Annotated in this window: 15 protein-coding genes; 3 read left to right on the forward strand and 12 right to left on the reverse strand. The window is 74.7% G+C overall.

Features of this window, described 5'->3' with window-relative positions; all coding sequences use genetic code 11:
• Positions 1 to 37 precede the first annotated feature (37 nt).
• The 4 genes from AB0H64_RS00400 to AB0H64_RS00415 form a co-directional block, all read right to left on the reverse strand.
• Positions 38 to 1,474, reverse strand: coding sequence for an AMP-binding protein (locus tag AB0H64_RS00400; protein WP_357618141.1), 1,437 nt, complete (start codon positions 1,472 to 1,474; stop codon positions 38 to 40).
• A gap of 7 nt (positions 1,475 to 1,481) precedes the next feature.
• Complete coding sequence (locus tag AB0H64_RS00405; protein ID WP_357618144.1) at positions 1,482 to 2,120, reverse strand: biotin transporter BioY; 639 nt, start codon at positions 2,118 to 2,120, stop codon at positions 1,482 to 1,484.
• Positions 2,121 to 2,293: 173 nt separating this feature from the next.
• Positions 2,294 to 2,491, reverse strand: a complete 198-nt coding sequence (locus tag AB0H64_RS00410) for a hypothetical protein (RefSeq protein WP_357618147.1) — start codon at positions 2,489 to 2,491, stop codon at positions 2,294 to 2,296.
• A 129-nt stretch (positions 2,492 to 2,620) separates the two neighbouring features.
• Positions 2,621 to 3,256 carry a TetR/AcrR family transcriptional regulator gene (locus tag AB0H64_RS00415; RefSeq protein WP_357618150.1) on the reverse strand — a complete coding sequence of 212 codons (636 nt, stop codon included), beginning with the start codon at positions 3,254 to 3,256 and terminating at the stop codon, positions 2,621 to 2,623.
• Between the two features lie 79 nt (positions 3,257 to 3,335).
• On the opposite strand from AB0H64_RS00415, the gene AB0H64_RS00420 reads away from it, so the two are divergent.
• A complete protein-coding gene (locus tag AB0H64_RS00420; RefSeq protein WP_357618153.1) occupies positions 3,336 to 4,106 on the forward strand; it encodes an SDR family oxidoreductase in 771 nt (256 codons plus the stop codon).
• Between the two features lie 21 nt (positions 4,107 to 4,127).
• Here the strand turns inward: AB0H64_RS00420 and AB0H64_RS00425 are convergent, their stop codons facing one another.
• From AB0H64_RS00425 to AB0H64_RS00460, 8 genes are read right to left on the reverse strand one after another with little or no spacing between them, the layout of a single operon-like run.
• Complete coding sequence (locus AB0H64_RS00425; RefSeq protein ID WP_357618156.1) at positions 4,128 to 5,564, reverse strand: aldehyde dehydrogenase family protein; 1,437 nt, start codon at positions 5,562 to 5,564, stop codon at positions 4,128 to 4,130.
• A complete protein-coding gene (locus AB0H64_RS00430; RefSeq protein WP_357618159.1) occupies positions 5,561 to 6,565 on the reverse strand; it encodes a P1 family peptidase in 1,005 nt (334 codons plus the stop codon). The genes AB0H64_RS00425 and AB0H64_RS00430 overlap by 4 nt, the downstream gene beginning before the upstream one ends.
• Complete coding sequence (locus AB0H64_RS00435) at positions 6,562 to 7,764, reverse strand: M20 family metallopeptidase (RefSeq protein WP_357618162.1); 1,203 nt, start codon at positions 7,762 to 7,764, stop codon at positions 6,562 to 6,564. Before AB0H64_RS00435 ends, AB0H64_RS00430 begins: the two co-directional genes overlap by 4 nt.
• Positions 7,761 to 8,609 carry an ATP-binding cassette domain-containing protein gene (locus AB0H64_RS00440; protein WP_357618165.1) on the reverse strand — a complete coding sequence of 283 codons (849 nt, stop codon included), beginning with the start codon at positions 8,607 to 8,609 and terminating at the stop codon, positions 7,761 to 7,763. The genes AB0H64_RS00435 and AB0H64_RS00440 overlap by 4 nt, the downstream gene beginning before the upstream one ends.
• Positions 8,578 to 9,492 carry an ABC transporter ATP-binding protein gene (locus AB0H64_RS00445; RefSeq protein WP_357618168.1) on the reverse strand — a complete coding sequence of 305 codons (915 nt, stop codon included), beginning with the start codon at positions 9,490 to 9,492 and terminating at the stop codon, positions 8,578 to 8,580. Before AB0H64_RS00445 ends, AB0H64_RS00440 begins: the two co-directional genes overlap by 32 nt.
• Positions 9,479 to 10,318 (reverse strand): ABC transporter permease, encoded by an 840-nt coding sequence (locus tag AB0H64_RS00450; protein ID WP_357618171.1) that lies wholly within the window; start codon positions 10,316 to 10,318, stop codon positions 9,479 to 9,481. The genes AB0H64_RS00445 and AB0H64_RS00450 overlap by 14 nt, the downstream gene beginning before the upstream one ends.
• The gene (locus tag AB0H64_RS00455) at positions 10,315 to 11,262 is read right to left on the reverse strand and encodes an ABC transporter permease (protein WP_357618173.1); all 948 of its coding nucleotides are present in this window, start codon (positions 11,260 to 11,262) and stop codon (positions 10,315 to 10,317) included. The genes AB0H64_RS00450 and AB0H64_RS00455 overlap by 4 nt, the downstream gene beginning before the upstream one ends.
• Positions 11,259 to 12,749, reverse strand: a complete 1,491-nt coding sequence (locus AB0H64_RS00460; protein ID WP_357618176.1) for an ABC transporter substrate-binding protein — start codon at positions 12,747 to 12,749, stop codon at positions 11,259 to 11,261. Before AB0H64_RS00460 ends, AB0H64_RS00455 begins: the two co-directional genes overlap by 4 nt.
• Positions 12,750 to 12,845: 96 nt before the next feature.
• On the opposite strand from AB0H64_RS00460, the gene AB0H64_RS00465 reads away from it, so the two are divergent.
• A complete protein-coding gene (locus AB0H64_RS00465; protein ID WP_357618178.1) occupies positions 12,846 to 13,610 on the forward strand; it encodes a FadR/GntR family transcriptional regulator in 765 nt (254 codons plus the stop codon).
• A gap of 81 nt (positions 13,611 to 13,691) precedes the next feature.
• Positions 13,692 to 14,660 carry an adenylate/guanylate cyclase domain-containing protein gene (locus AB0H64_RS00470; protein ID WP_357618181.1) on the forward strand — a complete coding sequence of 323 codons (969 nt, stop codon included), beginning with the start codon at positions 13,692 to 13,694 and terminating at the stop codon, positions 14,658 to 14,660.
• Positions 14,661 to 14,691: the final 31 nt, after the last annotated feature.

A 14,691-nucleotide genomic window follows, 5' to 3' on the forward strand; every position in this document is an offset into this window, starting at 1 on the left:
TCGGTCGCCCATCTCGGTCACCGTGTCGACCGCCATCTCAGCCGAGCCGCCGCAGGCCCGGGTCGCCGTCGGCGAGGCGGGTGGCGACGAGCCCGCGAGCCGGCTTGCCGGTGGCCGTGCGGGGCAGTTCGGGGACGGCGTACCAGCGGCGGGGCCGCTGGGCGGTGTCGAGGCCGCTGCGCGCCGCCGCCTCCAGCCTGGCCCGCGGCGGCGGCGTGGCGTCGCGGGTCTCCAGGACGGCGGTGACGACGGAGCCGAGGTAGGGGTGCGGGGAGCCGACGACCACGATGTCGCCCACGCCCGGCACGCTCCGGAGCACCTCCTCGACGTCCTCCGGCACGACGGTCGCGCCGCCCGTCTGGATCGCGCCGTCACCACGGCCGCGCAGGCGCAGGACCTCGCCCGGCCGGTACGGCTCGGCCAGGTCGCCGACGGTCATCCAGCCGGCGTCGTCGGTGCGCAGAGGGCCGGTCGCGCCGGCCAGGTAGCCCTGGGACAGCCAGGGGGAGCGGGCCCACAGCTCCCCGAGACCCTGCCCCTGCTGTACGAGACCCTCACCCTGCGGGAGGCGGACCTCGATGTCGACTCCGGGGAACGGGCGCAGCCCGGAGCCGTCGGCGTCCAAGGCCACGAAGGACAGCTCGGTCGCGCCGTAGTAGGACACGACGTGGACGCCGGCCTCCGCCGCCCGCTCGCGCGCGCCGGCCGGCAGCGCGGCGCCGCCGATCACTGCCGTGCGGAGCGGGCTCGTGGTCCGGCTCAGAGCGTCGAGCACGGCGGGCAGCCGGTGCGGCACGAGATGGACGACGGTGGCCCGGGCCAGGTCGGCGGAGAGGTCGGCCGGGGACCAGCGGCCCGGCAGCATGGCCGTCGCGCCGATCGCCAGGGTGTGCACGGCGGCGAAGGCGTACAGGGAGGACACCAGCGGACCGGGGACCAGCACGACGTCGCCGGGCCCGATGCCCGTGAGACGGTCCAGGTACGGGAAGGAGGCCGTCCACGACGCGCGGGTCCGCACCACGGCGCGAGGTCTGCCGGTGCTCCCGGAGCTGAAGCAGGCCCACGCCGGGTCGTCGGGCGCGGCGGCGCGAGGACGGGGCGGGCAGACGGCCGGGGCGGACAGGGCGGCGTCGACGAGGGCGTCCACGGGGACGGCCCGCATCACCTGCGCGCGCCGGTCGGGCCCCCAGGAGGGGTCGCACACCAGCGGCGTGGCCCCGGCCAGGTCGGCGGCCAGCACGGCGACGAGCATCTCGACCGGATCGTCGAGGCTGACGGCGACCAGCGCGCCCCGGCCGGCCCTCAGGTCCGGCCGGGGTGGAGCGGCTCGGGTCCGGAGGTCCGCCAGACGCCGGGCGGCTCCGGCGACGCGGCCGGCGAGCTCGGCGTAGCTCAGCTCGCCGGAACGGCTCCGGACGGCCGGGTGGTGCGGACGGTCGGCGGCGTGGCGCAGGACATGTGCGAAGACCGGCATGTCGGGGTCAGAGCCTCCCCTTGGACGGCACCCTGGAGCCGCCCCCCGTGGCCAGATAGGCCCGGTACACGCCTCGCGCCACGACCGCCGCCAGCACGGCCTTGACCAGGTCGCCCGGAAGGAAGACCGAACTCAGCAGCGCGGCCCGGCCCAGCGGGAGTCCGGTGACGGCCGCCTGGACCGGGATGCCCACCAGGTAGATCATGCCGACCCCGCCGGCCAGGCACGCCGGCAGGAGCCGCACGATGCCGGGCGTCCGGTCGGCGCCTGCGGCGATCCAGCCGGTCAGAGCGGCACCCGGGAGCCAGCCGAGCAGGAACCCGGCCGAGGGCCCGGCGAACACCCCGAGGCCGCCACGCCCGCCGGCCAGCAGGGGCAGCCCCGCGGCGACCAGCACGAGGAAGACGGCCACGGCCAGGGCACCGCGCCGGGCGCCCAGGACCGCGCCCGCCAGCATGACGCCGAACGTCTGCAGGGTGATCGGCACCGTGTTGCCCAGCACGCTCACGCCGCCGGGCAGCCCGAGCACGGCGATCAGGGCGGCGAAGACGCTGATCCTGGCCAGGTCTCCGGTGGCGAGCCGGCGGCGGGGCTGGTGATCCCATGACTCCTGCGGCCGGGACGGCACCTGTTCGTCGTGTGTCATAGAGCAGATCTCACATCAGGACGTCATGGGTCAGACATGGCGGGATCCCACAACATTTCCCGCTCTCCGCTGACGGAGGGCGGGTGGCGGGTGGCGGTCTCGGCCGTTGCCGAGACCGGCGCCGCGGTCCCGGCCGCGGGGCCGGTGCCGCGCCGTGCCGAGCGGTCCTTACCTTACCCGTGGCCGGTACGTACCTCTGCCTGGGCGGATCCGCCGCACCCCGGCTGTCGGTGCCGGCGTGCGGCGGCGTTGCGGGGCAGCAGTCGTACCAGTGCGCAGTAGACGAGCGCCGTGGCGGCCGCCGTGGCCAGGCTGCGTGCCGCCGCCGTGGCCTGCCCGCCGGTGAGGGAGCCGAAGTAGACGGTGGTCACGGCGCGCCGGATGTCAAACGGGAAAAGAGCGCCGGCCAGGGCGAACCGGGGCCGGCGCTCTCGTGCGTCAGGCGTCAGCCGTCAGCGGCCGCCAGGTCGAAGCGGCACGAGACCGGGTGACGGGGCCGCTCAGGCGGGCCAGGCCGCGAGGGCCAGGTCCGCCGTGGCGGCGAGCTCGGCCGCCGTGGCGCCGTCGCGGGACCGCTGGGACATCCCCTGGATGATCGCCGCGAAGTAGGCGGCCAGCGCCTTCGGGTCGGCGTCGGCCGGCAGCTCGCCCTCGTCCTGGGCGGCCCGCAGCCGCGCCTCGAAGGTGACCAGGTTGGCGTTGCGCAGGTCGCGCAGGAAGGCACCGACCTCCTCGTCCTGGACGGTCACGTTGGTGGCCGCGCAGATGGTCAGGCAGCCGGCCGGGTGTGACGGGTCCGGGTAGATCGCGGCGGCCTCGCGCAGGATGCGGGCGAACGCGCCCCGCGCCGTGGGCTCCTCCTCCAGCGCCACGGCCACGAACGCGCCCACCGGCGAGCGGCCGTAGGCGGCCACGGCCTCCTTGAACAGCGCCTTCTTGTCCCCGAAGGCCGCGTACAGGCTGCCCGGCCGGATGCCCATCGCCTCGGTCAGGTCGCCCACCGAGGTCGCCTCGTACCCGCGCCGCCAGAACAGCAGCGTGGCCGCCGCGAGCGCGGCGTCGCGGTCGAAGGCGCGCGGCCTGCCCCTCGCGGGCCGCCGGACCGCTCCGGCGTCCGCGTCCGTGTCCGTCGTCATGCCACCCATTCTAGAGCGACCGCTCAAGAATCCGTGCTAACGTATTTGTTGAGCAACCACTCAAGAAAAGGGGAGCATCATGGGCAGGACCATGGACGGCAAGGTCGCGCTGGTCACCGGCGGCGGCAGGGGCATCGGCCGGGCCATCGCCGAGCGGCTGGGCCGCGACGGCGCGGTGGTGGCCGTGGCCTACGCCCGCGACACCGCCTCGGCGGAGGAGGTCGTGGCCCGCATCCGCAAGGACGGCGGCCAGGCGTTCGCGATCCGGGCCGAGCTGGGCCGGCACGGCGACGCGGCCGAGCTGTGGGCCGCCTTCGACGCCGGCGTCCGCCCGCTCGTGCCCGGCGGCGGCGTGGACGTCATCGTGAACAACGCGGCCATCGGCCGCAGCGCCGACCTGGCCGACCTCACGGAGGAGCAGTTCGACGAGGTGTTCGCGGTGAACGTGCGGGCGCCCTTCTTCATCGTCAAGGAAGGGCTGAGCCGGCTGCGCGACGGCGGCCGGATCATCAACGTCTCCAGCGGCGCGGCCCGCATCGCGATGCCCGAGATCATCGCCTACAGCTCGACGAAGGGCGCGCTCGACACGTTCACCCTCAACCTGGCCAAGCAGCTCGGGCCGCGCGGCATCACGGTCAACTCCGTGGCGCCCGGCATCGTCGACACCGACGTCAACGCGAGCTGGCTGCGCGGCAACCCCGAGGCGCAGGCGAGCGCCGCGGCGGTGGCGGCGCTCGGCCGGGTGGGGCAGCCGGACGACATCGCGGACGTCGTCGCGTTCCTCGCCTCGGACGACGCCCGCTGGGTCACGGGCCGCGTCATCGACGCCACGGGCGGCTCGGGCCTGTGACGTCCCGCTCAGGTCAGGCGGTCACGGGCGGATGATCGCCATGCGGGTGACCGTGAGCTCCTCGATGGCGAAGCGGGGGCCCTCCCGGCCGGCGCCCGAGTCCTTGACGCCCCCGTACGGCATGTTGTCCGCGCGGAACCCCGGCACGTCGTTCACCACCACTCCCCCGGCCTGGATGCGGTCGACGGCGGCGAACGCGGTGGACAGCGAGCGGGTGAAGACCGCGGCGTGCAGGCCGTAGCGGGAGGCGTTGACGGCGGCGAAGGCCGCGTCGAGGTCCGGCACCGAGCGGACGCACACGACGGGGCCGAAGATCTCCTCGTCCCACGCGGCGGCCCCGTCCGGGACGTCCGCCAGGACCGTCGGCGCGATGGCCCGGCCGTCGGCGACGCCCCCCGTGACGAGCGTGCCGCCCGGCTCCCGCACCCAGCCGAGCACCCTCTCGGTCGCGGCCGGGTCGATCAGCGGCGCGACCCGCGTCTCCGGCGAGCGCGGGTCGCCGGTGACGACGTCCTTCATCCGCGCCGCCAGCAGCGCCAGGAACGGCTCCCGTACGGGCTCCTCCACCAGCACCCGCTGCACCGAGATGCACGCCTGGCCGGAGGCGTAGTAGCCGCCCCGCACGACCGCGTCCGCCGCGGCCTCCAGGTCGGCGTCGGCGGCCACCACGAGCGCGGCGTTCGAGCCGAGCTCCAGCAGGACCTTGGTGGGCGCGGCGGCCCGCGCGATGGCGTGGCCGGCGGCGGCCGAGCCGGTGAACGACACCGCCCCGATCCGCCGGTCCTCCACCAGCGCCCGCCCCACCTCGACGTCCCCGGTGACGAGCTGGACCCCGGCCGGGGGCAGCGCGCCCGCCGACCGCAGCAGGTGCACGAGCCAGAGCGTGGCCAGCGGCGTCGCGGGTGCCGGCTTGACGATCACCGGGCAACCCGCGGCCACGGCCGGGGCGATCTTGTGGGCGGCCAGCAGGAGCGGGTAGTTGAAGCCGGTGATCCCGACCACCACGCCGATCGGCCGCCGCGTCCAGAACCCGATCAGCCCCTCCCCCGACGGCAGCAGGTCGAGGGACACGGTCTCGCCGTGCAGCCGGGCCACCTCCTCGGCCGCCGTGGCGAGCGTCACGAGCGTGCGCGCCACCTCCACCCGGCAGTCCAGGAGCGGCTTGCCGGTCTCCAGCACGAGCAGCCGCTCGACGTCCTCCCGGCGCGCGGCGAGGGCGTCGTGCGCGCCCATGAGGGCGGCGCGGCGGGCGTGCGAGGGCAGCGCGGCCATGGCCGGCGCAGCGGCGAGCGCCTCCTCGACGGCGCGGCGGGCCAGCTCCGGCGTGCCGACCGGCGCGCTCGCCACCACCGAGCCGTCGTACGGGAAGACGACGTCGCCGGAGCGTTCCGTCTTCACCCATCCGTCGCCCACGGGCAGCCCGTCCGGCCACGCCCCGTCGAGATCGTCCACTTTCACGCCACTCCCCCCAGAGCGCTGGGAAACACGTCGAGATACGCGGGCGCGCCCTCGCGCCCGGTCGCGGCCAGCATGGCGTGCGCCACGGCCCGGCTGAACACGTCGGCCCCGGCGGCCAGCACGTCCTGCAGCCCGGACGGGTCCGGCGCGGGCTCGCCGCAGGTGGCCAGCCCGAAGATCGTGTCGCCGTCGACCATGGTGTGCGCGGGCCTGATCGCCCTGGCCAGCCCGTCGTGGGCGACGCCCGCGAGCTTGCCGCACTGCGCCTTGGTGAGCGTGAGGTCGGTGGCGACGACGCCGATCGTGGTGTTGAACGAGGTGACGGCGGCGGGCCGCCAGGCGGCGGACTCCTCGGGCGACGGCTCGCGCAGCGGCCCGAACTCGCCGGGCAGGCCGTACCGGGTGCCGGACAGCAGCGCGCGGCCCGGGTCGAGGACGGACCCGGCGGCGTTGACCACGGCCAGCGCGGCCACGGTCACGCCGGAGGGCAGCACGGCGCTGGCCGTGCCGACGCCACCGGCCAGTCCGCCCGCCACCGCCCCGGCGCCCGCGCCGACCGACACGCTGCGCGCCTCGGCGGCCGAGGCGGCGTCGAGGGCGGCGGCGCCCAGCGCGCCGTCCGGCACGGCGCGGAACCGGCCGCCGCGCCCCAGGTCGTAGATGACGGCGGCGGGCACGATGGGCACCACGCCGCCCTCGACGGGGAAGCCGATCCCGGCGTCGGCCAGCCGCTCCATGACGCCGCACGCGGCGCTCAGCCCGTACGCGCTGCCGCCGGTGAGGGTGATCGCGTGGACGCGCTCGACGAGGTTGCGCGGGTCGAGCAGCTCGGTCTCCCGGGTGCCCGGAGCCGCGCCGCGCACGTCCACCCCCGCGACCATGCCGCCGGGGGGCGCGAGCACGACGGTGGTGCCGGTGCGGTAGCCGCCGCCGACCCGCTCGGCGTGGCCGACCCGCAGCCCGGCCACGTCGACCAGCGCGTTGGCGCGCCCGGCCTTCACGCCCGCCTCCGCGGCCCGGACGACGCGGTCCCGGTGAGGAAGCGGCGGGCCGCCTCGGCGAAGACGCGGGTGCACTGGACGATCTCGGCCACCTCGACGTACTCGTCGGCCTGGTGGGCGATCCACTTGCCGCCCGGCCCGTACACCACGGACGGCACGCCGCCCCAGTGGGTGAGCACGGTGCCGTCGGTCGAGCCGGGCACGCCCCCGTAGACGGGCTCCGCGCCGGTGACCGCCCGGTGCGCGCCGGCCAGGGCCGCCACCACGGGGTGGTCCACGGGCACCTCCACCGGCGGCCGGTCCACCAGCACCGACACCTCGGCCGCGATGCCGTCGCAGGCGGCCAGCTCCCGCACCCTCGCGGCGACGTCGTCGTGCGCCAGCCCGGGAACGGTCCGCACGTCCACGAAGACCGACGCGACCGCCGGGATGACGTTGACCTGCTCCTCGGTGCCCGCGCTGACCACGGTCGGCGTCACGTACACCTCGCCCAGGTGCTCGTGCGCGGGATGGCACTCCTGGAGCTCCTCCTCCAGGGCGTGCAGGCCCGCGAGCAGCGTTCCGACGGCCCGGATGGGGTTGCGGCCGTGCTGCGGCATCGCGCCGTGCGCCATCTTGCCGGTGAGATCGACGCGCAGGCGCAGCGCGCCCTTGGCGACGGCGCAGATCTCGCCCGCCTCCGGCTCGGCGACGATGGCGCCGTCCACGTCCGCGGCGAGCCCCTCGGCGACGAAGTGGTGGGCGCCGATCATCAGGCCCTCCTCGTCGGCCAGCGCGCACACCTTGATCCGGCCCGGGAACGGCCCGGCGAGCTGGAGCGCCCGCGTGGCGTAGAGGGTGGCGGCCAGGCCCGACTTCATGTCGGCGCTGCCGCGTCCCCACAGCCGCCCGTCGCGGATCTCCCCGCCGAACGGGTCCACGGTCCAGCTCGACAGGTCGCCCTCGGTCACCACGTCGGTGTGCCCCTCGAACATGAGCGTCGGCCCGTCACCGCCGCCGCCCTCGACGACGGCCACCACGTTGGGCCGGCCGGGCGCCGCCTCGTAGACGCGCGGCTCCCAGCCCCACTCCCGCATCCTGGCCTCGACCAGCTCGGCGGCCGGCCGCTCGCTGCGCCCGCGGGCCGGATCGTTGGTGCTGGGTATCCGCACCAGCGCCTGGGTGAACTCCACGACTCCGCGGGCGTCTACGTCGATCACAGCAGTCCCTCCAGGGTCGGTACGGCCCGCAGCAGCGCGCGCGTGTACGGGTGCTCCGGCGCGGCCCAGACGTCGTCCACCGGGCCGGTCTCCACGATCAGCCCGTCGTGGACGACCGCGACGGTCTCGCACAGGTGACGGACCACGGCCAGGTCGTGCGAGACGAAGACGAGGGTGAGGCCCAGCTCGTCGGCCAGGTCGGCGAGCAGGTTGAGGATCTGGCCGCGTACCGACACGTCGAGGGCGCTGACCGGCTCGTCGGCGACGAGCACCTCGGGGCGGGGCGCGAGGGCGCGGGCGATCGCGATGCGCTGCCGCTGGCCGCCGGAGAACTGGTGCGGGTACCGGCCGGCCGCCGAGGCGGGCAGGCCCACCGCGTCGAGCAGCTCGGCGACGCGGCTGCCGACGGGCTCGCCGAGCGCGACCAGCGGCTCGGCGACCAGGTCGCGGACCCGCATGCGCGGGTCGAGGGAGCTCATGGGGTCCTGGAAGACGATCTGCAGGCTGCGCCGCAGGAACCGCAGCGACCGCTCGGGACGGCCGGTCACCTCCCGGCCGCCGAAGGTGACCGAGCCGCTGGTGGGCCGGTCGAGCGCGCAGAGGAGACGCAGCAGCGTGGACTTGCCGGAGCCGGACTCGCCCACGATGCCGAACCGCTCGCCCCGGTGGACGGTCAGCGACACGCCCTTCAGCGCGTGCACGGCCTCGCCGGGACGGGTCAGGGAGGTGCGGGGCCGGCGGTAGACGCGGGTGAGGTCGCGCACCTCGATCAGCGGCTCCCGGGCGGAGTCCCCGGCGGGCGTGCGTGCGGGGTCAGCCTCGGGGGTGCCAGCATGCGAAGGCATGGCCGTCTCCTGTCAGCTCCGGAACGGTCGCGCAGACGTCGGAGGCGTGGGCGCACCGGTCGCGGAAGACGCACCCCTCCGGGAAGTTCCCGGCCGCCGGAACGGCGCCCGGGATGGTGGCCAGGCGGGTGCCGCGCGGCGGGAGCCGGGAGGCGGCCAGCAGGCCCTCGGTGTAGCGGTGGCGGGGCCGGGCGAACACCTCGCGCAGGGGACCGCTCTCGACGACCCGGCCGCCGTACATCACGAGCACCCGCTCGCAGACCGAGGCGACGACGGCGAGGTCGTGGGTGATGAACAGCAGGGCGGGCGCGACCTCGGCGATGAGCTCCAGCATCTGCTGCTGCACGGTCACGTCGAGCGCGGTGGTCGGCTCGTCGCAGATGAGCAGGTCGGGCTCGTTGGCCAGGGCGATGGCGAGCATGACGCGCTGGCGCTGGCCGCCGGAGAGCTGGTGCGGGTAGGAGCGGGCGATCCGCTCGGGCGCGGGCAGCCGGACCCGGCCGAGCAGCTCGACGGCGCGCTCGCGGGCGCGGCGCGCCGGGGCGCCGTGCAGGGTCATGACCTCGGCGACCTGCGCGCCGACCCGCATGAGCGGGTTGAGCGCCGTCATGGGCTCCTGGAAGACCATGGACACCGTACGGCCGCGCAGGTCCTTCAGCCGCCGCTCGGGCACGCCCACCAGGTCGCGCTCGCGCAGCCGGGCCGTCCCGGACGCGGTCACGCCGTCGGGCAGCAGCCCCATGAGCGCGAGCGCGGTCAGCGACTTGCCGGAGCCGGACTCGCCGATGAGGCCGACGCGCTCGCCCGGCCCGATGCCGAACGACACCTCCCGCACCAGCTCGATGTCCTGGGCCCGCACACTCAGCCCCTCAACCGTCAGCACGGATGCTCCTCAGCTTCGGGTCGAGGTGGTCGCGCAGGCCGTCGCCGAGCAGGTTGAAGCCGAGCACCGCCAGCGCGATGGCCAGGCCGGGCCACAGGGCCAGGCGCGGGGTGGAGAACAGCAGCTCCTGCGACTCCTGGAGCATGCGCCCCCACGACGGCGTGGGCGGCCGGGTGCCGAAGCCGAGGAACGACAGCGCCGCCTCGGCCAGGATCGCGATGGCGAACGACACCGACGCCTGCACGATGAGCACCGAGCCGATGTTCGGCAGCACGTGCCGCGCGGCGATGGCGGGGCCGCGGCGGCCGGCGGCCCGCGCGGCCAGGATGTAGTCCGTCACCATGACCTGCATCGTCGCCGCCCTGGCCACGCGGGCGAACGCGGGCACGGTGGCCACCCCGATCGCGATCATCGCGGTCAGCGTGCCCGCCCCGTACACCGCGCCCAGCATGACGGCCAGCAGCAGCGCGGGGAAGGCGAACACCAGGTCGTTCACCCGCATGATGAGCTCCGACAGCCAGCCTCGGGAGCGGGGCGCCATGCCGGCGGCCACGCCCAGCGGCGTGCCCAGCACGGCGGCGATGCCGACGGCCACCACCCCCACGTACAGGGTGGTGCGGGCGCCGACCATGAGCTGGCTGAGCGTGTCGCGGCCGAACTTGTCGGCGCCGAGCAGGTAGCCGCCGCCGGGCTCGCGCAGCTTGTTCGCCGCGTCGACGAGGGTCGGGTCGTGCGGCGTCCACACGAACGAGACGAGCGCGGCCGCCACGACGATCCCGACCAGCGCGCCGCCCGTCACCAGCCCCGGGTTGAGCCGTCCCCTCATCGGGCGCCCCGCAGGCGGGGGTCGAGGGCGGCGTAGCAGACGTCCACCACGAAGTTGATCAGCAGGACGGCGGCGACCAGCACCATCACCACGCCCTGGACGAGCAGCAGGTCGCGCCCGGCCACGCCGTTCAGCAGCAGGTCGCCGAGCCCCGGCACGACGAACACCCGCTCGACCACGACGGCCCCGACCAGCAGGGTCGCGAGCTGCAGGCCGAGCACGGTGACCACGGGGATGGAGGCGTTGCGCAGCCCGTGCCGCCACAGGGCGCCCATCCGGCCCCTGCCCTTGGCGCGGGCCGTGCGCAGGTAGTCCTCGCGCATCACGTCGAGCACGGCGCTGCGCACGTACCTGGTCAGGACGGCGCCCTGGACGATGCCGAGCGACAGCCACGGCAGCAGCAGGCTGCGCAGCCACTCGGCCGGGTCGTCGGCGATCGGCACGTAGCCGCCGGACGGCAGCGCCTGCGCCTTCACCGCGAAGACGAACACGAGCAGGATGCCGGCCAGGAACGCGGGGATGGCGATGCCGACCTGGCTGACGGCGCTGATGGCCGCGCCGAGCGGGTCGCGGTGGTGGACGGCGGCGAACGTGCCGGCCGGCACGGCGACCAGCAGCGCGATGACCATGCCGCCGATGACCAGCACCGCGGTCACGCCGAGCCGGTCGGCGATCTGCGGCCCGATCGGGGAGCTGGTCACGTACGAGGTGCCGAAGTCGCCCCGGGCCAGCCCGCCGAACCAGTCGAGGAACTGGGTGACGGGCGGCCGGTCGGTGCCGAACCGGGCCCGCAGCTCGGCGACCGCCTGGGGCGTCGCGTTGACGCCGAGCGCCACCTCGGCCGGGTCGCCGGGCAGCACGGCCATGAACGCGAAGACCGCCACGCCGGCGGCGGCGACGCTCGCGAGGAGCACCGCCAGCCGCTTCGACAGGTAGACGATCACTGCTTGGCGAGCCCGGTGAAGTCGAAGGACTCGGCGATGGCGTTCTGGGGCAGGCCGGTGACGCCCTTCTTGGCCACGATCAGGTTGGGGAAGAGGAAGAGCCAGTCGGCGGCGGCGTCGTCGGACAGGAGCTTGGCGGCCCGCTTGAGGTCGTCGGTCTGCTGCTGCTCGCTGCCCTCGTCGGCGGAGGCGAGCAGCTTGCCGAACTCCGGATTGTCGTACCGGAAGTAGTACGACTTGTCGGCGAATATGCCCATGTCGCGGGGTTCGACGTGGTTGATGATGGACAGGTGGTAGTCGCCCTGCTTGAACACCACGTCCAGCCACCGGGCCGGGAACTCCAGCGGCTCGATGTCGGCCGTGATGCCCACCTGGGCCAGCTGCGACTTGACCACCTGGGCGGAGGCCACGGCGTAGGGCAGGTTGGGGATGCGCATCTTGACCGTGTACGTCTTGCCGCCGAGCAGTGCCTTGGCCTTGGCCGCGTCGTACGGGTAGTCGCCGGCGCGGTCCTCGTACCAGGGGTCGGTGGGCGGGACCATGGAGCCGATGAGCTTGCCGCGCCCGGCCCAGGCCGTGTCGAGCAGCGCCTTGTGGTCGATGGCGTACCGGACGGCCTGGCGCACCTTCTTGTCGTCGAACGGCGGGCGGCCGTTGTTCATCGACAGCACCACCTCGCCGTTGGTGGTGCCCTCGACCGTGACGAACCGGTTGGGGTCGGCGAACTGCTGGAGCGACTCGGGGGCCTGGACGCTGGAGATGACGTCGATGCCACCCGTCAGCAGCGCGTTGTTCATGGCCGTGGCGTCCTTGAAGTACTTGAGGGTGACGGCGCTCATCGCCGGCTTGGTCCCCCAGTACTTCGGGTTGGCGTCGAGCCGGATGGAGTCGCCGCGCTTCCACGAGCCGAGCTGGTAGGGGCCGGTGCCGACGGGCTTGTTGGCCAGGTCGGCGACGCCGGTGCGGCTGAACATGGCGCCGAGCCGGGTCGCCAGCGCGTAGAGGAAGCCGTTGCTGGGGCGCTTGAGCGTGACGACGGCCGTCGTGTCGTCCTTCTTGTCCACCTTGTCGATGACGTCGAGCTGCGACTTGATCTTCAGCTTCCAGTCCGTCCTCACGCGGCCGAGGGAGAAGACCACGTCGTCGGCCGTGAACGGGGCCCCGCTGGTGAAGGTGGCGTTCTTGCGCAGCGTGAAGGTGTAGGTTTTGCGGTCCGGCGAGACCTCCCACTTCTCGGCGAGCAGCGGCTGGATCCTGCCGTCCTGGTCGAGCTTGACCAGGCCCTCGTAGACGTTGACGAGCAGGGCCTGCGGGATGGCGGCGCCCTCGGTGGAGGTGAAGTCGAGGTTGGCCGGCTCGGCCACGAACCCGACCGCCAGTGTCTCCTTCGCTGCCGTCCCCCGGGAGCCGCCGCCGGAGCCGCCGCCACAGGCCGCCGTGCCCAGCAGGAGCCCGCCCAGGGCCATCCAGATGCCGATGCGCCTCATGTCCAAGCCTCCTGGCTGTGCCCTGGCTAGTGCACTGGTCGGACCAGTAGGCTACGCACACTGCCAGCCGACGACGGCTCAGGTCAAGGGGGCGCAATGAGTGGTCCACGCTTCGAGCCGGTACGCACCGTACGCGCGTACGAGCGGATCGTGGAGCAGGTCGAGCAGGCCATCGAGAGCGGCGCTCTCTGCCCCGGGCAGCGGCTGCCCAGCGAGCGCGACCTCATGGGCCAGTTCGCGGTGAGCCGGTCCACGGTGCGCGAGGCGCTGCGCGTGCTCCAGGCACGCGGCCTGGTGCGCTCGCGGCCGGGCGACCCGCACGGGGCCGAGGTGCTGCCGTTCAGTCCCGACGCGCTGCAGAAGTCCATGGCCACGCTGGCCCGGGTCGAGGGCCTGTCGCTCGGGGAGCTGGTGCAGTTCCGGATGCTGCTCGACGGGTCGGCCAACCTGCTGGCGGCCCGGCTGCGCACCGACGAGCAGCTCGCCGAGATGGAGGCGGCCATCGAGCGGATGCGGGCCACCCTCCAGGAGGGCCCCGCGGAAGGGCATGGCGCGTTCAGCGCCGCCGACGTGGCCTTCCACGACGCGGTCGCGCGGGCCAGCGGCAACAAGCTCATCCAGATCTGCGTCGAGGTGGTCCGCTCGATCGTCGTCGGCCTGGTGGCCGACCGGCTCGCCGCCGAGCCCGACCGGGAGGCGCTGATGCGGCGCAGCATCCGCCACCACGAGGAGGTGCTGGCCGCCGTCCGCGCCGGCGACGGTCCGCTGGCGGCCCGGCTGGCGCGGCAGACGATGTACGACTACTACGCCGGCCACGTCCCGGCGGCCGAGCGTCCGGCCCTGCGGGCCCTGCTGGAGTAGCGTTCCGGATGGACCGCGACATGTCCGGCCACCTTGGGATATGGACGCGCTATCTGCCGTTAACGGGTGTATGTTGCAGCCGTGGCGCGCGAGGATTCGGACGGGCTCGCCGAGGCGTTCCTGCGTGAGCCCCGTCGCTACACCAGCCACCAGGTCGCCGAGATGGCCGGGGTGCCGGTCTACCGCGCGCGCCGGTTCTGGCGGGCGCTGGGCTTCCCGAACGTGGCCGACGACGCCGTCGAGTTCACCGACTCCGACGTGGAGGCGCTGCGGACCCTGCTCGGCATGGTCACCGCCGGCGTCTACGACGAGGAGCACGTCCTGCTCCTGGCCCGCTCGCTCGGGCGGGCCACCGCGCGCCTGGCCGAGTCGCACGCGCAGCTCGGCGCCGAGGCGCTGGACCAGGCGGGCGTGCCGCTGGCCGAGCGCCCCCGCGCCTGGCGCCGCCGGGCCGAGCGGGTCGTGCCCGACCTCGCGCGGCTGCTCGTCTACTCCTGGCAGCGCCAGCTCGCCGCCGCGGCCGGCCGCATGGTCGACCAGGACCACAGCGCCGTACGGCTGGCCGTCGGCTTCGCCGACCTCGTCGGGTTCACCCGGCTGAGCCGGCAGATCACCGAGCGGGAGCTGGCCATGCTGGTCGACAGCTTCGAGGGCCGCTCGGCCGACGTCGTGACCTCCTCCGGCGGCCGGATCGTCAAGACGCTGGGCGACTCGGTGCTGTTCGTCTCCGGCAAGGCCCACGAGACGGCCGAGATCGGGCTGCGGCTGCTGGAGACGCACGCGAAGGTCCGGGGCATGCCGGAGCTGCGCGTGGGGCTGGCCGCGGGGCCGGTGATCTGGCGGATGGGCGACGTGTTCGGCACGACGGTCAACCTGGCCAGCCGGCTCACGGCGCTGGCCCGGCCCGGCACCATCCTGGCCGACCCGGAGATGGCCGAGGAGCTGGAGGGCGACCGCGCCTTCGAGCTGCGCCCGGTCAACCGGCTGTCGGTGCGCGGCCTGGGCGAGCTGGCGCCGTTCACGATCCTCCGCGCCGGCCGCGCCACCTGATCCACCCGTCCCTCAGCGGGGCCGTGGGTGG

Source organism: Nonomuraea sp. NPDC050733, from assembly GCF_040654215.1.
In the GTDB taxonomy this organism is placed as follows: Bacteria; Actinomycetota; Actinomycetes; order Streptosporangiales; family Streptosporangiaceae; genus Nonomuraea.